22 protein-coding genes and 1 riboswitch are annotated in these 23,021 nt (G+C 31.9%); of the genes, 2 read left to right on the forward strand and 20 right to left on the reverse strand.

The features are described 5' to 3' along the window. Positions 1 to 8: 8 nt before the first annotated feature. From aroC to cmk, 10 genes are all read right to left on the reverse strand, one after another. The gene (gene aroC / locus HMPREF3058_RS01275) at positions 9 to 1,175 is read right to left on the reverse strand and encodes a chorismate synthase (protein WP_002446472.1); all 1,167 of its coding nucleotides are present in this window, start codon (positions 1,173 to 1,175) and stop codon (positions 9 to 11) included. Between the two features lie 480 nt (positions 1,176 to 1,655). Further along, on the reverse strand, positions 1,656 to 2,105 hold the full coding sequence (ndk, locus tag HMPREF3058_RS01280; protein WP_001831235.1) for a nucleoside-diphosphate kinase: 450 nt from the start codon (positions 2,103 to 2,105) through the stop codon (positions 1,656 to 1,658). Positions 2,106 to 2,244: 139 nt separating this feature from the next. Then, entirely contained in the window at positions 2,245 to 3,204 is a 960-nt protein-coding gene (locus tag HMPREF3058_RS01285; protein ID WP_002489986.1) for a polyprenyl synthetase family protein, read from the reverse strand. A gap of 1 nt (position 3,205) precedes the next feature. After that, a complete protein-coding gene (locus HMPREF3058_RS01290) occupies positions 3,206 to 3,931 on the reverse strand; it encodes a demethylmenaquinone methyltransferase (protein WP_002457688.1) in 726 nt (241 codons plus the stop codon). Between the two features lie 5 nt (positions 3,932 to 3,936). Then, positions 3,937 to 4,503, reverse strand: a complete 567-nt coding sequence (locus HMPREF3058_RS01295) for a hypothetical protein (RefSeq protein WP_002491001.1) — start codon at positions 4,501 to 4,503, stop codon at positions 3,937 to 3,939. 474 nt (positions 4,504 to 4,977) lie between these two features. Next, positions 4,978 to 5,250: an HU family DNA-binding protein gene (locus HMPREF3058_RS01300; RefSeq protein ID WP_001043863.1), complete on the reverse strand. Its 273-nt coding sequence runs from the start codon at positions 5,248 to 5,250 to the stop codon at positions 4,978 to 4,980. A gap of 171 nt (positions 5,251 to 5,421) precedes the next feature. Next, complete coding sequence (locus HMPREF3058_RS01305; RefSeq protein WP_002446477.1) at positions 5,422 to 6,420, reverse strand: NAD(P)H-dependent glycerol-3-phosphate dehydrogenase; 999 nt, start codon at positions 6,418 to 6,420, stop codon at positions 5,422 to 5,424. A gap of 20 nt (positions 6,421 to 6,440) precedes the next feature. Continuing rightward, positions 6,441 to 7,751, reverse strand: coding sequence for a ribosome biogenesis GTPase Der (gene der, locus HMPREF3058_RS01310; protein ID WP_002468415.1), 1,311 nt, complete (start codon positions 7,749 to 7,751; stop codon positions 6,441 to 6,443). A 215-nt stretch (positions 7,752 to 7,966) separates the two neighbouring features. After that, the gene (rpsA, locus tag HMPREF3058_RS01315) at positions 7,967 to 9,145 is read right to left on the reverse strand and encodes a 30S ribosomal protein S1 (RefSeq protein ID WP_002490951.1); all 1,179 of its coding nucleotides are present in this window, start codon (positions 9,143 to 9,145) and stop codon (positions 7,967 to 7,969) included. A gap of 483 nt (positions 9,146 to 9,628) precedes the next feature. Beyond that, positions 9,629 to 10,276 (reverse strand): (d)CMP kinase, encoded by a 648-nt coding sequence (cmk, locus tag HMPREF3058_RS01320; protein WP_002457691.1) that lies wholly within the window; start codon positions 10,274 to 10,276, stop codon positions 9,629 to 9,631. Between the two features lie 78 nt (positions 10,277 to 10,354). Here cmk and HMPREF3058_RS01325 point away from each other — a divergent pair, with 78 nt between their 5' ends. After that, positions 10,355 to 11,323, forward strand: a complete 969-nt coding sequence (locus tag HMPREF3058_RS01325; RefSeq protein WP_002490940.1) for an asparaginase — start codon at positions 10,355 to 10,357, stop codon at positions 11,321 to 11,323. Positions 11,324 to 11,535: 212 nt separating this feature from the next. Here HMPREF3058_RS01325 and ypdA read toward each other — a convergent pair whose 3' ends face one another. The 4 genes from ypdA to HMPREF3058_RS01345 all read right to left on the reverse strand — a co-directional run bounded on the left by ypdA (position 11,536) and on the right by HMPREF3058_RS01345 (position 16,533). Further along, positions 11,536 to 12,522: a bacillithiol disulfide reductase YpdA gene (ypdA, locus tag HMPREF3058_RS01330; RefSeq protein WP_002490993.1), complete on the reverse strand. Its 987-nt coding sequence runs from the start codon at positions 12,520 to 12,522 to the stop codon at positions 11,536 to 11,538. A 132-nt stretch (positions 12,523 to 12,654) separates the two neighbouring features. Beyond that, a complete protein-coding gene (gene ebpS / locus HMPREF3058_RS01335) occupies positions 12,655 to 14,061 on the reverse strand; it encodes an elastin-binding protein EbpS (RefSeq protein WP_002491000.1) in 1,407 nt (468 codons plus the stop codon). 143 nt (positions 14,062 to 14,204) lie between these two features. Further along, positions 14,205 to 15,584, reverse strand: coding sequence for a RecQ family ATP-dependent DNA helicase (locus tag HMPREF3058_RS01340; RefSeq protein WP_002487012.1), 1,380 nt, complete (start codon positions 15,582 to 15,584; stop codon positions 14,205 to 14,207). Then, on the reverse strand, positions 15,571 to 16,533 hold the full coding sequence (locus HMPREF3058_RS01345; RefSeq protein ID WP_002490967.1) for a YpbB family protein: 963 nt from the start codon (positions 16,531 to 16,533) through the stop codon (positions 15,571 to 15,573). The genes HMPREF3058_RS01340 and HMPREF3058_RS01345 overlap by 14 nt, the downstream gene beginning before the upstream one ends. A 108-nt stretch (positions 16,534 to 16,641) precedes the next feature. Here HMPREF3058_RS01345 and HMPREF3058_RS01350 point away from each other — a divergent pair, with 108 nt between their 5' ends. After that, on the forward strand, positions 16,642 to 16,890 hold the full coding sequence (locus tag HMPREF3058_RS01350; protein WP_001831262.1) for a ferredoxin: 249 nt from the start codon (positions 16,642 to 16,644) through the stop codon (positions 16,888 to 16,890). A 399-nt stretch (positions 16,891 to 17,289) separates the two neighbouring features. Here HMPREF3058_RS01350 and HMPREF3058_RS01355 read toward each other — a convergent pair whose 3' ends face one another. The 6 genes from HMPREF3058_RS01355 to HMPREF3058_RS01380 form a co-directional block, all read right to left on the reverse strand. Then, positions 17,290 to 17,829, reverse strand: a complete 540-nt coding sequence (locus HMPREF3058_RS01355) for an ECF transporter S component (RefSeq protein WP_002457696.1) — start codon at positions 17,827 to 17,829, stop codon at positions 17,290 to 17,292. A gap of 62 nt (positions 17,830 to 17,891) precedes the next feature. Next, positions 17,892 to 18,027, reverse strand: a riboswitch (FMN riboswitch). Positions 18,028 to 18,415: 388 nt separating this feature from the next. Then, on the reverse strand, positions 18,416 to 20,176 hold the full coding sequence (locus HMPREF3058_RS01360) for an ATP-binding protein (RefSeq protein WP_002457697.1): 1,761 nt from the start codon (positions 20,174 to 20,176) through the stop codon (positions 18,416 to 18,418). Further along, the gene (locus tag HMPREF3058_RS01365) at positions 20,160 to 20,885 is read right to left on the reverse strand and encodes a response regulator transcription factor (protein ID WP_002490985.1); all 726 of its coding nucleotides are present in this window, start codon (positions 20,883 to 20,885) and stop codon (positions 20,160 to 20,162) included. Before HMPREF3058_RS01365 ends, HMPREF3058_RS01360 begins: the two co-directional genes overlap by 17 nt. 133 nt (positions 20,886 to 21,018) lie before the next feature. Continuing rightward, positions 21,019 to 21,756 carry a pseudouridine synthase gene (locus HMPREF3058_RS01370; protein ID WP_002457698.1) on the reverse strand — a complete coding sequence of 246 codons (738 nt, stop codon included), beginning with the start codon at positions 21,754 to 21,756 and terminating at the stop codon, positions 21,019 to 21,021. After that, positions 21,749 to 22,291 carry an SMC-Scp complex subunit ScpB gene (gene scpB / locus HMPREF3058_RS01375; protein WP_002446489.1) on the reverse strand — a complete coding sequence of 181 codons (543 nt, stop codon included), beginning with the start codon at positions 22,289 to 22,291 and terminating at the stop codon, positions 21,749 to 21,751. Before scpB ends, HMPREF3058_RS01370 begins: the two co-directional genes overlap by 8 nt. Further along, positions 22,284 to 23,015: a segregation and condensation protein A gene (locus tag HMPREF3058_RS01380; RefSeq protein WP_002475227.1), complete on the reverse strand. Its 732-nt coding sequence runs from the start codon at positions 23,013 to 23,015 to the stop codon at positions 22,284 to 22,286. The genes scpB and HMPREF3058_RS01380 overlap by 8 nt, the downstream gene beginning before the upstream one ends. Positions 23,016 to 23,021 lie beyond the last annotated feature (6 nt).

Raw genomic sequence — 23,021 nt, forward strand, 5'->3', positions numbered from 1 at the left:
TAGGGTAATTAAAATTCTATATTGAGTTGTCGACGCTCTTTAATTTGTGCTATGAGTTGGTCCATGTGGTTAGATTGAAACTCTTCGAGTACTGCTTTTGCTAATTCAAAAGCGACAACGTGTTCACATACTACGCTAGCTGCGGGCACTGCACAACTATCTGAGCGTTCAATAGTAGCTTTGAAGTCTTCTTTACTGTTAATATCAACTGAGTTTAGTGGCTTATATAAAGTAGGGATAGGCTTCATCACACCATTAACAATGATAGGCATCCCATTACTCATGCCTCCTTCAAATCCACCTAAGTGATTTGTAGCTCTAAAATAGCCTAAATCTTGATTATAATGAATTTCATCTTGAATTTCGCTACCAGGTTTTTCAGCTGCTTTAAATCCTTCACCAAAACTTACACCTTTGAATGCGTTGATACTCACAACACCCTGTGCAATGCGTCCATCTAATTTACGGTCATAATGTACATAACTTCCCACACCAATAGGCATATTTTCAGCCATTACTTGAACTACGCCCCCGATTGAATCTCCGTCTTTTTTCGCTTCATCTATTTTATCTCTCATTTGTTGCGCAATATTTTCGTCAACTACACGTACATCATTTTTATCTACATTATTTTTGAACATATCTACATCATATAAACCTTTGTCTTTAATACCACCAATTTCGACTACACGGCTGTATAAGTGGATATCTAATTGTTCTAAAAGAATTTTTGAAACAGCACCCACAGCAACTCTTGCTGCTGTTTCTCTAGCAGATGAACGCTCGAGCACATTTCTTAAATCACGATGATTATATTTCATACCGCCTACAAGATCAGCATGGCCTGGTCTAGGTTTTGTAATGGTACGTTTCATATTTTCTCTTTCTTCATCGCTAATTGGTGCGACGCCCATTATTTTTCTCCAATGAGTGAAATCGTCGTTAGTAACTACTAAAGTTATTGGACTTCCCAAAGAAAAGCCATTTCTGACGCCTGACACAATTTCTATAGTATCTTTTTCAATTTGCATACGACGCCCCCGACCATATCCCCCTTGACGTTTAAACATTTCCTTATTAATATCTTCAGCCGTAATTTCTAAATTAGCTGGAACACCTTCAATGATGACTGTAAGTTGTGGTCCATGTGATTCACCGGATGTGAGGTATCTCATGATCGCACGCCCCTTTCTATTCTTCAATACATTAAATTGTAATATGTTTAATATATTATCATATTCAATCAAACAACATAAGTCAGTTAGATAAACAAGAAGATTTTTATTTTAGCAGTGATAAATATTTTAGAAAGAATAGCACCAAGATGATTGTTATGTCATAGTAATATTATATAAATTAAAAATCAGTCTACTGAAAAAATCAAAAGAGCTAAATCATTAGATACATGAATGAAATACTAAAAATAAGTCATTACTTAATAATGAATACTCAATTGTCAAAAGATAAAAATTGCTACATAATCGAACTTTTTATGGTGTTACATCGTTTAATCCTTAGATAAAAAATTAAATAGACTAATTCAATAAGTATTATTTTAAGCAAATGTAATTTGGTTAATCAAAAAAATGCCTGAGACACAAATATGTGTCACAGACATTAATGGATAAAATGAATTTCATTATTTGATTTTTTTATTATTCGTATAACCAATCTTCTCTTGGTTCTTTATAATCAGCAATTTCGCTACTTGTAAACCATAATTTAACTTCACGTTGTGCTGATTCTGTTGAATCTGAACCATGTATAATATTACGACCTAGATTTAAACCATAGTCGCCTCGGATTGTACCAGGAGCTGCTTCACTTGGATTTGTGCTTCCAATAATTTTACGAGATACAGCTACAGCATTTTCACCTTCTACTACCATAGCAAAAACGGGTGCAGAAGTAATGAATGAAATTAACTTGTCGTAGAACGGTTTTCCTTCATGTTCACTATAATGTTTTTCAGCTAGTTCCATAGGCACTTGCATAAACTTACCGCCAACAAGCTTAAGACCTTTCTTTTCAATACGAGATATAATCTCACCAATTAAATTTCTTTGGACAGCGTCCGGTTTAATCATCAAAAATGTGCGTTCCACTTCGTGTGTCCCCCTGTGCATGTGTTTCATTCATTTTTATAAGTATGTAAAAAACTTAAAACATTGCAAGCTATAAAAATATCCTGCTACTTAGTATGGTAACAGGATAATGAAGCGCTTTCAACTTTTGTCACAAAACTTACTTATTTCGACTTCCCATTTTTTTAATGAGCTTTCTAAATAGTTCTTTATTAGGACCATCCTCTAATTCATCGATTAAATGGATTGCTTTATTTAAATACTTTTCACTTATTTGTTTTGACTGTTCTATGCTTTCGGACTGTCTAATTATTGTTATACAAGTTTCGAAAGCATGTTGAGGACTGTCAGGATTAAGTTGTGAAACTTTATCTTTAAAAGTCTTATTTTTTCGCATTTCTAATAGTACAGGTAATGTAATATGACCATTCATAAGATCACTACCAACCGGCTTACCAAGTTTCTTTTCAGAACTGGTAAAATCTAACACATCATCTATAATTTGGAAACTCATACCTATATAATGTCCGATCATTTTTAATTTACGAATAACGTCATTTGACGCATTAGAAGTAATCGCACCAACTTGTGTAGACAGTTGAATAAGAAGTGCTGTTTTACGGTTGATACGACGTAAATAATTAGTAATTGTTTGATTGCTATTAAATTGATCTTGAAATTGGAATAGTTCTCCTCTACACACATCAACAATTGATTTAGAAATGGTCGTATGGACACGAGTATCACTGATTTCAGATAGATGCTTGAGTCCCATAGCAAGTAAGAAATTTCCTGTTAAAATAGCTGTACTTTGGTCCCATTTTTTTGAAATAGTGAGTCGGCCTCTACGTTTATCACTTTTATCTATCACATCATCGTGTACTAAGGTAGCCATGTGAATTAGTTCTAAAGCTACTGCTACACGATACGTATCTTCTGAAGGTTTGTTGTTAGAGCCAAATTGACCACTTAAAATAACAAAAGCGGGTCTAACTCTTTTTCCACCTGAAGATAGTAAATGGAATGAGGCGTCTTGTAATGTTTGATCAGAACTTATAATTGCTTCTTCAAGTCGCTTTTCTACTTTCTTTATTTCGTTGTTAATGTTTAACTTTGCCACGTTAATCACCTTTGCTAGAACTGTTTTCTTTATAGCCAAGGTGCATTGCAGCAACGCCACCTGTAAAGCTACGTACAATGATATCGTTAAAACCTGCTTCAAAGAATAGGCCTTTCAATGTTTGTTTGTCAGGAAAATTAAATGTTGATTGTTGCAACCATTCATATTCCTCTTTAGACTTAGCAAACATCTTACCAAAAATTGGCATCACAAATTTAAAGTATAAACTATAGATTTGTTTGAATAATGGCAATGTCGGTTGGCTTGTTTCAAGACATACCACCATGCCTCCTGGTTTTAAAACTCGATGCATTTCTTTGAGTGCTGACAAATAATCCGGTACATTGCGTAAGCCAAAACCAATAGTAACATAATCAAATGAGTTATCATCAAATGGTAAATTCATAGCATCACCATGAACAAGCTGGATATTGTCCAATGAAGCAGTTTTCTGTTTACCTACCTCAAGCATATTTTCACTAAAATCAAGACCAGTTACTTGACCTTTTGAGCCTACTGCTTCGCTTAATGCAATAGTCCAATCAGCGGTACCACAACACACATCTAAAGCTTTACTACCTTTTTGTACATTCATAGTACTCATAACATGTTTTCTCCATACTTTATGTTGTTCGAAACTTATGATGTTGTTGAGTCGATCGTATTTTTGAGAAATATTTTGGAATACTGTATGAACTTGTTCTTTTTTAGCTTGATTTTCAGCCATTTTCATTACCTCTTCTTTTTATAACTTTTGCTAATTTCTTGAATATATTTATCTATTTCATGTCTGTTAAACTTACCCAGATACACAGGATGGTAATCTTTATATTTAGAAGTCAATTCAGTGAATAATTTGATTTTATCAACAGAACTTCCAAAATGGTTAATTGTAAGATATGGAAATAGTATTTCGATATCTAGAATCGCATCTTTCAATTCTTCATCAGTGAGATCATTTTGATTAATTGATGATTTATCCTCATTGATTTTAACAATGGCCTTGCTCATTGTAAGTTGAAAAGTGGAATCTTGAATATTTGCTAATAGAGTATAGAAATGAGCACTTAATAGGTCCCCTATTAATATTGCTTTCTTAGATAGATGATTATCACCGATAGCATCCAAATGACGCATAGATGTATCAATTGTGAGGCAAGCAATCTTAGCTTCATCTGGGATAGAGTACATATCTAATAATTGACTTAAAGAGCTATTGATTTCAATAGACTCATACTCATTAATGCCCTTAAGCAGTTGTTCTACATGTTTGTTCAGTTTGCTTATTGTCGTTTCCATGTTCACACCTCACGATATTATCATTAACAATATTAACATTATATGTAAAAAAATAAAATCTATTGGATTAAGTCTTTTAAAATAAATAGTTATTCTATGCAAGTGGCTTGCGATTTGAGGAATAAAACTCATTTTACCAAAGATCTAGTAATTACTAATATGATAATAATTACTAGATGGCTTTATATAAATTTTTTAACTAGATGATTACTAGCTAGTATAGCTAGATAAACGAGCTTAATTAAATAGTAAATGAGTATATCAACCCAAACTCATTCCTAAATATATATGTAATTGATTGAAATGACGTAATTTATCAAATTTTAAGACTAAGACAGTCGATAATTTAAATATTTTAATATTGATACAAGTTATGAAGTGTTGAATCTACTTAAAAATAAAATACATAGAGCGATAGACCATTGATCTATAAGTTAAAAAGAAAAAGCCCTCAAAGGGGCTTTTTTAAGTAAATTATTTTACAGCATCTTTTAATGCTTTACCAGCTTTAAATGCTGGTACTTTACTTGCAGGGATGTCAATTTCTTTACCTGTTTGAGGGTTACGACCTTTACGAGCAGCGCGTTCACGTACTTCAAAGTTACCGAAACCGATTAATTGTACTTTTTCACCTTTAGCAAGTGAGTTTTGGATAGATTCAAATACAGCATCTACTGCTGAACCAGCTTCTTTTTTAGTTAAGTCAGCTTGTTCTGCAACTGCATTGATTAAATCAGTTTTATTCATTATGAATTCACCTCCTGAGGTTTTATAATGATATTCATTATATCATTATGTTTTGACTTTAACACAAGGGTTACTGTCATCGCAACGATTTATGCAATAGAAACGTTGGTTTTATGCGATTTATGACGAATTTTTTTAATATTCGCTCATAAAAAAGTAATATTACACTATCTATTCTGCTTTTTTGTCTCTTTCCATAAGTGTTCTGACACTTTTACTTACAGGGACATCTTCAAATAAAACTTCATATAGTGCGTTGGTGATAGGCATTTCTACTCCTTCTTGTTGAGCAAGATGATATACTGACTTAGTTGTATAAATACCTTCAACTACCATTTTCATCTCTTTTAAAGCTTCTTCTGCTGTTTTGCCTTGCCCTAATTTAAATCCAAGTGTGTAATTTCGTGAATGTGTGGACGTACAAGTTACGATCAAGTCACCTATGCCACCTAGACCTAAGAAAGTCATTGGATCTGCTCCAAGTTTCTCACCAAGTCGACTGATTTCGGCTAAACCTCGTGTCATTAAAGCAGCCTTGGCATTATCACCGTAACCCATGCCGGCAACGATACCACTAGCTATAGCTATAATATTTTTTAAAGCACCACCTAGTTCTACACCTACTAAATCATTATTTGTGTAAACACGTAAATAGTCGTTCATAAATAAATCTTGAATAAGTTTGCTCACATTATTATCTTTAGATGATGCAGCTACAGTTGTAGGTTGTTTGATAACAACTTCTTCAGCATGACTTGGACCTGATAAGACACCGATTCCTCCATTATGTTCTGGCAAGATAGAATCCTCAATCATTTCAGATACGCGCTTAAATGTACCGTTTTCAATGCCTTTAGCAACATGAATAAAAGTCTTTTTAGATGTGAGTAATTGATCGATATCTTTTGATACTTCTCTTATTGCTTTTGTAGGTAGAGCCATAAGATAGATATCTGAAAATTGCACTGCGCTATTTAAATCTGCAGTTGCTTTTATAGATGAATCTAATTTAGCATCTTTAAGATAACTTTTGTTCATATGATGTGTGTTAAGTTCATCTACATTCTCTACATTTTTGCCCCACATTAAAACATCATGACCATTTTGAGCTAATACATTAGCTAATGCAGTACCAAAACTACCCATACCAAAAACTGTAATTTTTCTCATTATTGAATTCCCCTTTGTTTTTAATTTCTTTTTCTTGGAATAATATGAATAGGTGTTCCTTCAAAACCAAAAGCATTACGAATTTGGTTTTCTAAATATCTCCTATAAGAAAAATGCATTAATTCGACATCATTAACAAATACTACAAATGTCGGTGGTTCAATTGCAACCTGAGTTGTATAGAATACGTTAAGTCTTCTACCTTTGTCAGTAGGTGTTGGATTCATTGAGATGGCATCAGTAACAACTTCATTAAGTGTCGAACTTTGGACACGCTTTTTATGATTTTCACTGGCTTGATTGATATAAGGGAATAATGTTTTTAATCTTAGCCCTTCTTTTGCTGATACGAACGCAATTTGAGCATAATCTAAAAATTGAAATTCATTTCTAACATCATCAGTGAATTTTTTCATTGTCTTACTATCTTTTTCGACTGTATCCCATTTATTTACTACAATAACAATAGCTTTACCTTCCTCATGTGCATAGCCAGCTACACGTTTATCTTGTTCAATTATACCTTGTTCAGCATCAATAACTACTAATACTACTTCTGAACGCTCAATCGCTTTTAATGCACGTAATACAGAATATTTTTCAGTCGATTCATACACCTTACCCTTTTTTCTCATTCCAGCAGTATCAATCAATACATAATCTTGTCCATCATAAGAGTATTCGGTATCAATGGCATCTCGAGTTGTACCAGCAACATTAGATACTATAACACGTTCTTCGCCTAAAATAGCATTGACTAAGCTAGATTTACCAACATTAGGTCTACCTATGATGGAAAGACGTATCGTATCTTCGTCATAAGGATCTTCTGATTCTTTATTAAAGTTTTCAACGACAGCATCTAGTAAATCCCCAAGTCCTAATCCATGTGAACCAGAAATAGGATATGGATCTCCAAAGCCTAAAGAATAGAAATCATAGATATCATTACGCATTTCAAGATTATCAACTTTATTCACAGCTAATACAACAGGTTTCTTAGATTTATAAAGCATTTGTGCGACCATTTCATCACTTTGTGTAAGTCCTTCTCTAACATTGACCATAAAAATGATGACATCTGCTTCTTCAATTGCTATTTCTGCCTGTGCACGGATTTGAGTTTGAAAAGGAGCATCTCCAATTTCAATACCACCTGTATCAATGATGTTAAATTCATGAGTCAACCACTCGCCAGATGAATAAATACGATCACGAGTAACGCCTGGTGTATCTTCTACGATAGAAACACGTTCGCCGACAACTCTATTAAAAATTGTAGATTTCCCTACGTTTGGTTTTCCTACAATTGCTACTATCGGTTTAGTCATAGGATAAACTTCCTCTCTTTTTTAATCTACATAATTTTATCATAAGAGCAGATTTATTCAAAACTTGAATATGTTTATTTTACATGTTCGAAAAGATATATTTTGTACAGTATATCGTTTAAAAAAAGACTCCAATTATTACACGTAAATTTGATTTTAAGCTTACGCGTAAATTGGAGTCATTATATTTTATATCGCAAATGATTTTAGTTTAATTAAAATTTAAGATCTTTAAATTTGTCACCAAAAACGTCGCCTAATGTTGGTTTATCTTCATCATTATCATCTTCAAGATATGATTGAGTTGTGGATGCGTCACTTTCAATGACATTCTCTTTTGGTAATGTTGCTTTGATTGATAATGAAATTCTTTCATTATCTTCATCGATACCTAATATTTTTACATTAACTTGTTGTCCGGGTTCTAATACTTCGTTAGGAGAACCGATATGTTTATGATCGATTTCAGAAATATGCACTAAACCTTGGACGGATGGAGCAATTTCTACGAATGCGCCAAAGTTCGCCAAACGTACTACAGTACCTTCAATAACATCATCTTCGTGAAATTTCCCTTTAATGTTTTCAAATGGTGTTGGTAAAGTGTCTTTAATAGATAAAGAAATACGTTCAGAATCTTTTTCTACAGATTTAACTTTAACTTTGACTGCTTCACCGACTGATACAACTTCTTCTGGTGTTTGAACATGTTCATGAGATAATTCAGATACATGAACTAAACCATCTACACCACCAATATCAATGAAAGCACCAAAGTTAGTTAATCGAGCAACTTTACCATCAATAACATCGCCTTCATTTAAAGAATCTAATATTGAAGCTTTTTTAGCATCGTTTTCTAACTGTTCCACAGCTTTACGGCTTAAAATGACTCTATTATTTTCAGGATCAAGTTCCTCCACTTTAATACGGATTGTTTGACCATCGAATACAGAAAAGTCTTCAATGAAATCAGTTGAAATTAGAGAAGCAGGTACAAACCCTCTTTGACCAACGTCAACGACTAAACCACCTTTAACTACTTCAGTAACTTCAGCTTCAATCACTTCATCGTTATTTAGTTTTTCTTGTAAATATTCATAAGATTTTTCAGTTTCAAGTTGTCTTTTTGATAAAATGTATGCCCCAGTATCGTTTTCTTCATCGAACTCGATTTTAGTGACGTACGCTTCAACTTCATCACCGACTTTTACAACTTCATTAGGGTTTTCGATATGATGTGTTGAAAGCTGGCTAATAGGAATAATTCCATTAAATTTGCCACCATTAATATGCACAACAACTTGTTTATCCTCTACTTGTTGAACTTCACCAGTGACTTTGTCACCTTCTTTAATATCATTAATCATTGATTCATTGAATTCTTCAGTCATCTTGTATGCCTCCTTATACACTACATAATTATAACATCTTATAAACAAGTAAAATTGTCAAGAGATACCACTTTATATGAATAGGTTGCATCTATCTTTAATTTATAACAAAAGTTTAACAGAGCACCTAGTTAAGTGATGGTCAATTTAGTTTGTAGTATATTTAATAACATTGTTATTTTTATTGTAACATAAATTTCATGGCAATTAATCCTAAGCTCATAATAATATGAGGAATAAAATTGAAAAAGATATATCAGAATTGGTAATAAACATTGTATTACTACTCTATCGAGGAGACTTGGTTAAAAATAAGATTATTTACATAGTTCTCAATGGTCAAAAATAAAAGCCAGAGACAGAGCGTCCGTGGCTTTTGTATAAATCAACACTAATAATTTTAATATGTTCTAGTCATTGATTATAAATTCTACTACACTTAAATGTTTACAATAAACAATATTAGGATTTTAATTTTAACATTTAAAGTAGAGACAATATTTCATTTGTTACCTCTTCTATAGATTTACCAGTAGTATCAAGTGTAATAGCATCTTCGGCTTTTTGTAATGGCGAAATTTCACGATTCATATCATAGTGATCTCGTGCTTCAATTTCGTCTTTTAATTGTTCTAAATTTGATTCAATGCCACGTTGTTCATTCTCTTTTTGTCGTCGTTCAGCGCGTTCAGCAACAGATGCAATCATATAAACTTTTAATTCGGCATCTGGTAATACAACTGTACCAATATCTCGGCCATCCATAACGATACCTTTTTTAGCAGCTAATTCTTTTTGTATTTTCACTGCAAAGGAACGCACTGGTTCTTTAGAAGCAACATAAGATACGTGATGTGTTACATCATTTTCTCTTAAATAATCAGTGACGTCTTGATTGTCTAGTATGATTCTTTGCCCTTTTGCTTCATCATAAGTAAGCTCAAGTTTAGTGTTATTAATTAGATAATCAAAATTTTCGGGTTTGCCATTTTGTAAATATTTATATGTAATGGCACGATACATTGCTCCTGTATCAACATATATCATAGATAGACGACTGGCTACACGTTTAGCAATAGTACTCTTACCTGCAGCAGCTGGGCCATCTAGTGCAATATTAATTGAACTCATTATTTGATAACCTTCCTTGTTGTTTTATAGATATTATTTTATCATAAAAAAGTAAAGAATAAATAGGAGGAATACGTAATGAAACGTCTACTTGTCATACACACTGGTGGCACAATAAGTATGTCACAAGATCAAACTAATAAAGTGATAACGAATGAAGAAAATCCAATATCTCAACATCAAAATATCATTAGTCAATATGCAAAGGTTGACGAAATCAATCTTCTAAATATACCCTCGCCGCATATGACAATTTCGAATGTTGTGCGATTAAGAGACGAAATCATTACATATTCTAAAGAAAATATATATGATGGATTTGTTATTACTCATGGAACAGATACACTTGAGGAAACAGCTTTTTTAATAGATTTATTAATTGATATTCAAGAGCCCATAGTAATTACTGGAGCAATGAGATCATCCAATGAAATTGGTTCCGATGGTCTCTATAATTTTATTTCTGCCATAAGGGTTGCTACTTCATCTGAGGCTAATCATAAAGGTGTAATGGTTGTATTTAATGATGAGATTCATACTGCTCGTAATGTGACAAAGACACATACTTCGAATATAAATACATTTCAAAGTCCTAATCAGGGGCCTCTAGGTGTACTTACCAAGAATCGAGTACAATTTTATCATCATCCCTACAGACAAACTACCTATCAATATATCGATGTAAATTTACGTGTTCCACTTGTAAAAGCATACATGGGTATGGAAGATGATGTACTATCATTTTATGCACAACAGCACGTTGATGGTATAGTCATCGAAGCACTAGGACAAGGTAATCTTCCAAAAAGTTGTCTTAATGGACTACAGCAATGTCTAAAGAATAAGATTCCTCTAGTTCTCGTATCTAGATCATTCAATGGCATTGTTAGTCCTGTATATGCTTATGAAGGTGGTGGCGCAGATTTAAAAAATAATGATGTTATTTTTTCGAATGGTTTAAATGGACCAAAGGCAAGGCTAAAATTACTAGTTGGTTTGAGTCAGGATATGACTCATAATCAATTAGAGCGATATTTCGAAGAGTAATTAAAAAGAGTGGGACAAAAATTCGTATCGAGTTCATTGTCACACTCCGATTTCTATTAGTTGCGTGCATTGTCTATGAAATTTCTTTAGTGCAATTATACTCTAATTAAGGCTTACCTATCATTAATATGTGCATTTTAATTGAGTCATTGATTACCAATACATTAAGAAAGCTTGGGACATTGTTTAGTATCCCAAGCTTTTTGTAGGCTCTATGTTTCAAGTGGTGTTTGTTTTTTTGTCAAAATGCTTTGTGTAATGACACCACCATGGTATTTACCATTTTCGATAAAAATAGTATTTGCATCATTACCCGCAGCAATAACACCAGCTATATAACAATTTTCGACGTTTGTTTCAAATGTTTCTCGATTATAAACAGGAGCAGTACCATATTCATTGGTATGGATATCTATACCTATCGTTTTTAAGAAATCGTAATCTGGATGATAACCAATCATAGCAAAAACGTAGTCATTATCAATTTCTATAAGGTGACCATCTTTTTCATAAGTCACTGAATGATCGGTAATTTTGGTTACTGTCGCATTAAATTCCATCGTTATTTTTTCATGATTGACTAATGATTCGAAATTAGGTAATATCCATGGTTTAATTGCTTTAGGATACTGTTCACCACGATATAAAACAGTTACATTAGCACCAGCTTTTTCTAATTCTAACGCAGCATCAACAGCAGAGTTTTTGCCTCCAATAATAACAACATTTTGATTAAAATACGGATGTGCTTCTTTAAAGTAATGGAATACTTTAGGTAATTCTGCCCCTTCCGCTTCTAAAGTATTATGTTGACCATAATAACCCGTAGCAACAGTTAAATATTTACATTCATATACACCTTTTGTGGTTGTAATTGCAAATTTATTATTTATTTTTTTAACTGTTAAAACTTCTTCGAACGGATGTATGTTAAGTTGATGATGTTTAACGACTTCCCTATAGTATACAAGCGCTTGATTGCGTCTTGGCTTACTATCTTCAACAATAAAAGGAATATCTCCGATACTTAATTTATCACTTGATGAGAAAAAAGTCTGATGTGTTGGATAATTATAGATTGATTCAACAACATTACCTTTTTCAATTACTAATGTTTCAATACCTTTTTTCTTTTGTTCAATTGCTGCGCTTAATCCACATGGACCGCCACCTATAATGATGCTTTCAATAGTTTGCATACTTATCCTCCTTTAATCACCAAATAATTATATCAGTTATTCACTATTTTAGCTAAGACCTGAATTTTGAATTAAATAAAAATATAGCCCCAATATTGGTGTTTGTCACCAATACTGGGACTATTAATCATGTTATTGAGGAATAACTAGTGTTTGACCATTATGAATATTATTACTGCTTAATCCATTCGCACGTTTAATTTTATCTACGTTAGCTTGAGTTCCTTCTCCATAATATTGTATGGCGATACGATATAAGTTTTCTTGACCATATACTGTATGTGATTGTTGTCCTTGAGTTGTCTGTTGATTATTGCTATTTTGATTTGCATTATCTTGTTGATTTTGGTTTGTATAATTTGAGTTATTATTAGCTACATTATCGTTATTATTAGTTGAAGTAGCGTTAGGATTTGAGGAACTATTATCAGAGTCATCATTAGTGTTCTTATCAGAATCATCATTAGCGTTCTTATCAGAATCAGATTTTTTGTCTTTTTTACTATCGTGATTTTTGTCTTTGTTATCTCCGGATTGCTCACCATCTTTTTTATCTGAGTCTTTCTTACTTTGATTCGCTATTTTTTGGTCATCACTTTTACTGTCGTTGTGATTATTTAGAGCCATACCACCGAATATTGCTATTGCACCTAGAATAAGAATGGCTGCTATGAGTGGTAACAAGATTTTCATGAAACCACCTTTTTTCTTATCATCTGAGTGGTTATTGTACTGATTGTTTTGACTAGAATTTTTTTCCTCATTATGATGTTTATTTTGTTTGTTATGATGCGCAGCACCAGCCGCACCAACTCCTGCAGCTGCGCCAGCACCGACTGCTGCTTTCTTGCCTTTTTTAGATTGCTTTTTGTCATCATTTTTAACAGATTTTTCGTCATTCTCATGATTTGACTGTTTAGAATCTTGTTTATCTTTTTTATTATGATGGTGTTTGGATGTTTTTGCTGCACCAGCAACACCAGCTGCACCAGCTATTCCAGCTCCTGTAGCTACTTTTTTATCTTTGTTTGTTGAAGATTTTGATTGCGTACTTTCTGATTTATCCTTTTGTTGTTGAGCTTTAGGGCCGGGTCTATTTTGTGTTGATTTTGATTTATGTTCTGAAGACTCAGATTTTCCATTTACAATAGCTGCATCTTTTCCATCTATCATTCTACTATCTTGTGATTGTTTTTCAATTTTATTTTGCTGTTGCGAATTATCATGTTGTTGCTGTAACTGTGCTTCGTCATAACGGTCATCTAATGAACCTTCTGTAGTTTTAGCGTCACTATTTTTTTGATGCTTGTCGTCTTGATGTTTGCTTTGATTTGTAGCTGTCTCTCTGCGTCTTTTTCGTCGTTGTGCATTTCTTGGTGGAAATTGCTGATTTGAGTTATTAGATACACTGTTTTGAGAGTCTACTTCTTTATTATTTTCATTTGTTTTATCATCTTCTTTTAAATCTCTTTGATGCTCGTCTGGATTAATAGATTGACGATTCTTTTCAAAATCATCTTTAAAATTATTATTAGACACAACTATCATCCCTTCTATTTTGATTAATTACTCTATACCCAAGTTAAAATTAAATATGTAAAATAATTAAAAGTATTTAACACTGCTTAATTGGGTCTACATATTGATTATAGCTTGTTAAATTTCAGTAAGTAAAGCGATAGCTAGGTTTCGAACAAATTATATAATTTTTCATTAAAACTTAGTTTTCTTTTCACCTTTTTACGATTCAATATCTGGATAGATTCTAAACTTGAATCTTGATCACAACATTGTTTTGGACTTTGAGGATGTTCACCAAAAAATTCCAGCAAGTATTTGCGTCTACATTGATCTAAATTTGTATACCCCATCATTCTCATATAACCTAGTCGCTTACGTTGATATGATTGATGAAATATATCTTTAAGTTGGCTAAATGTGAATTGTAAGTTTAATGTACTTAAAATTTTTTCCTTTTCATCTGGTAAGTGGTTTCCCATCTCAAACATTGTGATATCGTCATCAGTGATCATATCAGTGAATAGTAATGTTTCTAGAATAAAACTATCATCAGGTTGAAATAAGCTAATGGCTTGACTTTGTTTACCATCTCTACCAGCACGACCAATTTCTTGTAAATAGTTAGATGGTGAAGATGATAAATGAAAATGTATGACTGTACGAATATCTTTTTTATTTATTCCCATTCCAAAAGCACTTGTTGCTACTATAACTGGTATGTCATTATTAAAAAACTGTTGTTGAACTGTTTGGCGTTCCTGATAACTTAAATCTCCATGATATATACCTGTTAGATATCCTGAATCATAAATCATTTGGGCTAGTTCTAAACATCTTTTTTTAGAAGAAACATATATAATTGTAGGCCCAGAATTAGATAAAAATGGTAACAGCCATTCAATCTTCCCCTCATCATCATTAAAATTAAAGTGCTGTAGGCTAATATTTTTTCGATTCATACTTTTTTGAACTACATTTAATTTGAGTGATAAAATGTGAGATAAATCAGTTTCTAATTGAGGTGGTGCTGTAGCTGTTAGTGCTAACACTGTTGCTGAATTAAAATGATGAATAATTTTACCAACTAAAGCATAGTGAGGTCTAAAATCATACCCCCACTCTGATAAACAGTGTGCTTCATCTAATACTATTAATCCAAAGTTGATATGAGCGATGTACTTAAAATTATGAGGTTGCAATATATATTCTGGACTTAAATAAATAAATCGACTTTTACTTAGTCGTTTAATATTGTCTCTTTTTTCTACTTCGTCCATGCCAGAATGGATACATGCAACATGTGTTTCACCTTTTAACTTCATTTGCATTACTTGATCATCCATAAGTGAAATGAGTGGTGATATAATTAATGTTGGTTTTTCTAATATATATGTTGGGAGTTGATAACATAAACTTTTACCACTACCAGTTGGTAAAATTCCAAGTGTATGCCTTCCATGAAGGACGCTATCAATAATTTCTTCTTGCCCCTCTTTAAATTCATCAAAACCAAACCATTTCTTTAAATTATCTTTCAGCAATTAAGTCACCTCTTTCTATTCCTACTATAACTAACTTAATTTGAAAGTAAGTCCAATCAGTAAAATGTTCTTTATGAAATTTTAATCGTTTACCTCGATGATTTTGATAGTAGTTTATAAATTCGAGAATATCTTTTTTATTTATAAATAATGTATAGTCAATCAGATAACCTTTAATATACATTTCTAGAATATGATCTTCAATTGTGTTAAGTTTTACATTTTGTAATTGAGCAATTTCTTTTAAATTGAGCCCAGATTTTAACTTTTGATAGCTTAAGTATGTATTTGTTTGTAATGGTGAAAGAATGATAGCTTGAGAAAGTATTGGATATTTCGTTGAATCTTTTAATTGATTCAATAAGGCAATCAGTTCATTCATTTCTCGTTCAAATAGTTCTGATTGTGGTATACCCTCAATTAAACTTATTTGTTGTCTAGTATACATAGATTCCTCATATCCTTGTAAATAATAATGAAGAAATGTATGGTTGGCTTTATTATTTAAATTCTCAAATAATAAATATATTTCGTCTATAGTTTTTGATACTTGATTTGATTCAATGACCTGTTGATAAATTTGTTTGACCCTTTGTTGAACAAAGGTATTTTGAACAATTGGAATAAATGTATTTGACTCCTTGCGTTTATGAGATAACGTTTGGATAAGTAATTGTATGCAACTAAACGTTTGAGTGAGACTATCATAAGTGTATTGTGGATGTATTTTTACTTGAATTGATTTTTCAAAATCATCCTTTTGGAGTATAAATTGCTCAAAAGTTGAATACTTCAAATTAGGTAAACTATGATATAATGACAAAAGTTGTTGGCTTGACGCATCAAAAAACGTTTGGTGTGACTTCTTACCTATTAAAATATTATAGATACTTTTATTGGTTTTGTAGTTAAATGCATGACTCATGGCATATGATAGTATATTGTACAAATTAAACCCTCACTCTATAAAACGAATAAATTGAAATGTAATCTATCGATGTCTACAATTGTATTTACAATACTAGTGTAGCATTTTTATCAAAGGAGGCGAATAAATATGGCAAAATATACAATCGTTGATATGGATACATGTATAGCATGCGGTGCTTGCGGTGCAGCTGCTCCAGATATATATGATTACGATGATGAAGGTATTGCATACGTAATTCTCGACGATAACCAAGGTACTGCTGAAGTGCCTGAAGAGTTATATGAAGATATGGAAGATGCACTAGAAGGTTGTCCTACTGACTCAATCAAAATTGAAGACGAACCATTTGATGGTGACGCACTGAAGTTTGAATAATATATGATTCTTAGAATACATAAAAATTAATCTAAATAATTTATTACTATTTATAGTATATCAATTTGTATGAGAATTAATTGTTAAGTTAACTAGCTATAAACAATAAAATAATAAGCTATTAGATGAATTGATCCCCAAATGAATTGTTTAATATGATTCATTTGGGGTTGTTTATTAGTAATTATTGATAACATTTTATATGGCTCATTAAAATCAGTGTTCTATTTGATAAGAAGTTTAAAATCATAATATCTTAAAGCGTTACGCTCACTATTGTTAAATTGTTTATGAGTTACATTTTCTTTATATCTTTAGAAACAACATAAAGACAATGTCCACTTTTGAATATGAACATTGTCTTTATAATAGATAAATCAAAAAAGTTTAAAATGTTTTTTATTTAATGATATGTCTTAGTCTTCTAAATAACAACACAAATATAATGGAAATGATTATGCCTTTAATTAAATTAAAAGGTATGACTCCAGACACAATAACAATTTTTACGTTATTAAGCACATCACCTAAATTAAATATCATTCCATATAATGGAAGTAACACAAAATAATTTAAAATGCTCAAAACAATAGTCATAACGATTGTACCTGTAATTAATCCATAAATTAAAGAACGATTATTTCTTCTTTTTCTATAAACATAGTATGATGATAGCAAAAAGCTGACGCCTGCTAAAAAGTTAGCTACTGGTCCAACAGGATCCCCTATATTGAATAGAAAATTTAATATATTTTTGATGAGTGCAACGATAATCCCAGCAATAGGACTTAAGAGGAATGTTGCTAATAATGTCGGAACATCACTAAAATCGAGAGTTAGATACGGTGGAATAAATGGCAATGGAAACTTGATGAAAGTTAACACAAACGCTACCGCACTTAACATACTAATTGTAATCAAACGTTTGTTTTGTTGCATATATAATTTTCTCCTTCCATTCATCTTACTTAGAAAAGGAGGAAATTTGTACAACAAAAAACCTCCATCTTCTCCCATCCAGACTATACTGTCGGCTTCAGACTTTCACTGAATCAAGACAAAGCAAAAATTAATACGTTGTCGTCGCAGGCTTAAATTACTGCCGGTTGGGAATTACACCCTACCCCGAAGATGAATATATCAATTTTATTTTAAATTTATATTACATGATTAATTTTAAAAACTCAATATTTCTGCTTACTGTTAAAATAATTTTTAGACTTTAATAACAAAATATGAAGTCAATATATAACTTGGATTTAAGTTTTAACACATAAAATATTTACCAATAAATAGACTTTATTGATTCTGAAATGATATCTTTAAACTTGTAGAAGTTATTCAAATATAATGATAATTAAATCTATGATCAATATAGTTATCGACTGATTATATACAAAATACGCCTGAGACATCACTCTGTGTCTCAGGCGTATTTTGTATATTAATTTTGATGGGTAGCATTATAATTTCTCTGTTTTCAAAATGATTATTAAAACAGACAATTTATGAAACTTTTCGATTTCTAACTAATTTGCTTTGATTTAGGTAGTCTAATAATAAATGAAGTACCTTTGCCTAATTCGCTCTCAACATCAATACGTCCACCGTGTTCTTCAATAATCATTTTACAAATGAAAAGACCTAACCCAGTGCCTTGCTTACCTCTTTTTCGAGCAGCGTCTACTTTATAAAAACGGTCAAATACTTGTTTCAGATGTTCCGGCGCTATACCAGTACCTGTATCAGTTATTGTTAAAATATTGAAATCTGAATCTTCATCAATAGAAATCTTTATAGAATCACCAGCTTGCGTATATCTTGTTGCATTATCAATTAAATTAGTTAATACTTGGTCCATTCTATCCATATCATAGTTCCATAATTGTTCTTCATTATTAGAATCAAACGTCATTGTTAAACCTAACTCTTCACTTTGCATGCGATATTTAGACTCCATTTTATCAAGAAGATGCTGAATAGGTTGTAATTCCTTCTCAACTGATAATCCTTCAGCATCCATACGAGCTACATTTAGTAACTCATTGACTAAACGATTAAGTCTCTTAGATTCATCTAAAACGATTGCTAATGAGTCACGTATTTCATCTGGTTCGGTAACTATACCGTCTACTATGGACTCAGTGTAACCCTGTAATAAAGAGATTGGCGTACGTAATTCATGTGATACATTTGCTATAAAATCTTTTTTCATTTGATCAAGATTATGTTCATTTGTCATATCACGGATGACCATGACAATACCACTTCTACCATTCGTTTGAATTCTATCTATATAACTGGAGATAAATACATAGTATCTTGTATTAATTTCTAATTCTAAATACTCATTCTCTTGTGATTCAAATGTTGCTTCAATTTGCTGTTCAATAGATTCTTTTGAAAAATCATCAATGTGACGCATAATATCATCAGCCATCTTGTTCGACAATATGATTTCACGTTGATTATTAATACCTAGAACGCCTTCTACCATAGAGTTTAATAATGTATCTCTTATATTCTTAGATGAAGAAATTGCTTTGATATGCTCTTGAATTTCAACGTTCATGTTGTTAAATGCACGTGATAAATCACCTATTTCATCTTTAGTAGCGACAGTTGAAATTTGACTATAATCCCCTTCAGAAACTTTTTGTGCTTGAGTTTTTAATTGACGTAAGGGTTTTGTTATTCTATTAGATAAAAAGAATGCAAATATTGTGCTTGCTATAGTAAATATAATAGCGGTTATTAAGATAATAATTGTAATAGCATTATTTGTATCTTCGATAGATTTCAAATCTTTATATATAAAAACACCACTATAATGGCTCTGAGCACCCTTTTGAGCTTTCATTGGGTATCCTAACAAAAGATAAGATTGAGAATTACCTTTATTTTTTATTGTAATATTTTGGGTTTCATACTCACCTTCTTTAAACACTTTTTTAAATTTAGTACTCTTTTTTATTTCATTGAACATTTGTTTTTTAGTGTCTTTATATGATGAGTCTGGTTTCTCGCTCATGTCGTTCATAATAATGAGACCACCCGGTCCATCAATGAGTGTTTGGCTATTTTGGATAGCTAACGTTTTGTTATGAGACTTCTCAACAAGTGAACTAATTCTTTTGGCATCTTCTTTAATTGCATATTCTGTTTCTTGCGTAAAGTAATATTGTATAAAAGTGATTAATGAAACACTTAATAAAATTAAAACTGTCGCTACTATTAAAATAATAGTTAACCACAGTTTTATAACAACACTATTTAGTCGGTTCATCACTAGGTTTTACCTCAAATTTATAACCGACACCCCACACAGTTTGTATCATTTGTGCAGCATCATTTGATACTCGATTTAACTTTTCTCTAAGTCTTTTGACATGAGTATCTACTGTACGCAAGTCCCCATAAAATTCGTAATGCCAAACCTCTTTAAGTAACTGTTCTCGATCAAATACTTTATTTGGAGTTTTAGCTAAATAGATGAGTAATTCATACTCTTTAGGTGTTAGATTCACTTGTTGATTATCCGCAAGGACCCGATGAGCGTCATTATCAATCACAAGATGACTAAATTCAATAATATCGCGTGCGTGCGGTTCGCTTTGCTCAGTGTTTGCAGTTTGTGTGCGTCTTAATAACGCCTTTACTCTCAATACTACTTCTCTTGGTGAGAAAGGCTTCACAATATAATCATCTGCTCCCGATTCAAATCCTTCAACACGATTTGTTTCTTCACCTTTTGCAGTAAGCATGATGATAGGTGTATCTTTATGTTCTCTAAGTTTAGAGGCAACTTCAATTCCATCCATTTCAGGAAGCATTAAATCTAAGAGGATGCACGCATAGTTGTTTTCAAGAGCAAGCTCGTAGGCTTCTTTACCATCTCTTGCTTCATGAATTTCAAAAGATTCTCTTTCTAAATATAATTTAAGTAATCTTCTAATTCTATCTTCATCATCAACGATTAAAATTTCGTTAGTCATACTTTTTACTACCTCCTACACTTGCTGTTAAATACATTTGTCATTATATCATAGGTTAACGATGTTGAGTGACTCAAAGGTTAACCTTGTGAAAAAAATATCAATCTAAATGGTGATTACATCTTTTTAGTGTTTATTTACCGTTTTCAGCCAAATGTCTTAATGTTTTTACTTCATGTGGTGTAAGAACTCTTCCTTCACCGGCGTTCAAACCTTTTAAATCTATGGGACCAAATTGAATTCTTGCTAACTTATTAACTTGATGACCAAAATACTCAAACATACGTCTAACTTGTCTATTTCGCCCTTCACTAATTGTAATTTCAACTAAAGTCGTATTTTTCTCTTTATCTTGCTTTTTTATTTTAACTTGTGCTGGTTGTGTATATCCATCTTCTAATTCTATTCCTTTTTCAAGTTGCTTAATTTCCTCTCTCATTAAATAACCTTTTAATTTAGCGACGTATTTCTTTTTAATGTGATATCGAGGATGTGTCATCAAATTAGTAAATTCTCCATCATTAGTTAATAATAAAACTCCAGATGTGTCATAATCTAATCGTCCAACCGGATAAATACGTGATTCTAGATCATCAAAGTAATCCGTAACCACCCTACGTCCACGATCATCAGAAACACTCGTAATGACTTGAGTTGGCTTATAAAACAAAATATAAATTTTGTCTTCTTGTTCGATTTTAATACCATCAACTTCAACTAAATCTGATGGCATCACTTTGGACCCTAATTCTGTTACAGTTTGCCCATTGACTTTAACTCGTCCTTCAGTGATAAGTACTTCTGCTTTTCGACGAGATGTATACCCGCTTTTAGCGATTCTTTTTTGTAATCTTTCTTTTTCTTTACTCATTTGACTCTCCTTTTTGGTTAACTAAATTACTAAAGAATTCATCCATTTCTGCCTCATCTTCTTCTGTAGTAGGTAATGCATCTAAGTTTTCGATTCCAAACACATTTAGAAATAAATCTGTGGTTAGTAAATGATGGCTTCTAGAATGATCAACATCTTTTGCTTCTACTAATCCTCTAGCAATTAAAGTTTTTACAGCTCCATCCGAATTAATTCCTCTAATCATTTCTATATCTCCACGTGTCAGCGGTTGATTATATGCAATAATAGAGAGTGTTTCCATTGCTGCTTGGGATAATTTCATTTTAGACTTTTCTTTGACTAATTGTTCTATATATGTAGAAGTTTCTTTTTTTGTTGTAAGTACATAAGTTGACCCATATCTTTGAATTGTTAAGCCATGTGAATGATATCTACTAACTAAATCTTCTAATTGATTGAGGTTGATGTCTAATATGTCAATAATTTGTTTTTGCTCTAATCCTTCATCGCCGGAGGTATATAGTAATGCCTCAAGTATTGCAATATTATCCAATGCTATAGTTCACTCCTCTTATTATGTCAATATCATCAAATTGTTTTGTTTGTTTGATATTAACTATTCCTGATTTTGACATTTCTAAAATTGCCAAAAAATGAGTAACAACTTGTTCGACCGGTTCATGAAATGTAAATAAACTGAAAAAGTTAAACGATTCATGTTGTTTTAATCGTTCGGTAACCTGGGCTGTCGCTTGTTGAATCGTAAATGTTTCTTTTTTAATTTCTACAGATTTAGGAGTGTTAAGTTCAACCCGATTTTTAACTCTTTGATAAGCTACAATCAATTCAGTTAAATCAATCGTTTGATTAGGATCCCACGATTCATTTGTCTCTAAATGAGTAAGGTCCGTCGGATGTTTAGTAAAATAAAGATCGCGTTCTTCTTTCATAGTATTTAATATTTCAGTATATTCTTTATAGTTTTGATACTCAATAAGTCTTCCTACTAAGTCCTCACGAGGATCCTCTTCTATATCTTCTTCGATGCTCGATTGAGGCAATAGTAATTTACTTTTAATCATTAATAATTCTGATGCCATTACTAAATATTCACTAGCAACATTAATTTCTAGCTGATTCATCGCATGAACATATTGCATGTACTGTTCAGTTAAGGCTTTCATAGGGATATCATAAATATCAATTTCATATTTTTGAATTAGATGCAATAATAAGTCTAATGGACCATTAAATGCATCGAGTTTTACTTCATACATTACATC

The sequence above is a fragment of the Staphylococcus sp. HMSC068G11 genome, from assembly GCF_001815825.1.
In the GTDB taxonomy this organism is placed as follows: Bacteria; Bacillota; Bacilli; order Staphylococcales; family Staphylococcaceae; genus Staphylococcus; species Staphylococcus epidermidis.

Excerpts from the sequence above, each read along its gene's own strand:
- rpsA (WP_002490951.1), bottom strand. The coding sequence starts at position 9,145 with ATGACTGAAGAATTCAATGAATCAATGATTAATGATATTAAAGAAGGT.
- HMPREF3058_RS01325 (WP_002490940.1), top strand. The coding sequence starts at position 10,355 with ATGAAACGTCTACTTGTCATACACACTGGTGGCACAATAAGTATGTCA.
- aroC (WP_002446472.1), bottom strand. The coding sequence starts at position 1,175 with ATGAGATACCTCACATCCGGTGAATCACATGGACCACAACTTACAGTC.
- HMPREF3058_RS01305 (WP_002446477.1), bottom strand. The coding sequence starts at position 6,420 with ATGAGAAAAATTACAGTTTTTGGTATGGGTAGTTTTGGTACTGCATTA.
- HMPREF3058_RS01295 (WP_002491001.1), bottom strand. The coding sequence starts at position 4,503 with ATGGAAACGACAATAAGCAAACTGAACAAACATGTAGAACAACTGCTT.
- HMPREF3058_RS01360 (WP_002457697.1), bottom strand. The coding sequence starts at position 20,176 with ATGAACCGACTAAATAGTGTTGTTATAAAACTGTGGTTAACTATTATT.
- HMPREF3058_RS01380 (WP_002475227.1), bottom strand. The coding sequence starts at position 23,015 with ATGTATGAAGTAAAACTCGATGCATTTAATGGTCCATTAGACTTATTA.
- HMPREF3058_RS01365 (WP_002490985.1), bottom strand. The coding sequence starts at position 20,885 with ATGACTAACGAAATTTTAATCGTTGATGATGAAGATAGAATTAGAAGA.
- HMPREF3058_RS01290 (WP_002457688.1), bottom strand. The coding sequence starts at position 3,931 with ATGGCTGAAAATCAAGCTAAAAAAGAACAAGTTCATACAGTATTCCAA.
- der (WP_002468415.1), bottom strand. The coding sequence starts at position 7,751 with ATGACTAAACCGATAGTAGCAATTGTAGGAAAACCAAACGTAGGGAAA.
- ypdA (WP_002490993.1), bottom strand. The coding sequence starts at position 12,522 with ATGCAAACTATTGAAAGCATCATTATAGGTGGCGGTCCATGTGGATTA.
- HMPREF3058_RS01300 (WP_001043863.1), bottom strand. The coding sequence starts at position 5,250 with ATGAATAAAACTGATTTAATCAATGCAGTTGCAGAACAAGCTGACTTA.
- HMPREF3058_RS01350 (WP_001831262.1), top strand. The coding sequence starts at position 16,642 with ATGGCAAAATATACAATCGTTGATATGGATACATGTATAGCATGCGGT.
- HMPREF3058_RS01355 (WP_002457696.1), bottom strand. The coding sequence starts at position 17,829 with ATGCAACAAAACAAACGTTTGATTACAATTAGTATGTTAAGTGCGGTA.
- cmk (WP_002457691.1), bottom strand. The coding sequence starts at position 10,276 with ATGAGTTCAATTAATATTGCACTAGATGGCCCAGCTGCTGCAGGTAAG.
- HMPREF3058_RS01370 (WP_002457698.1), bottom strand. The coding sequence starts at position 21,756 with ATGAGTAAAGAAAAAGAAAGATTACAAAAAAGAATCGCTAAAAGCGGG.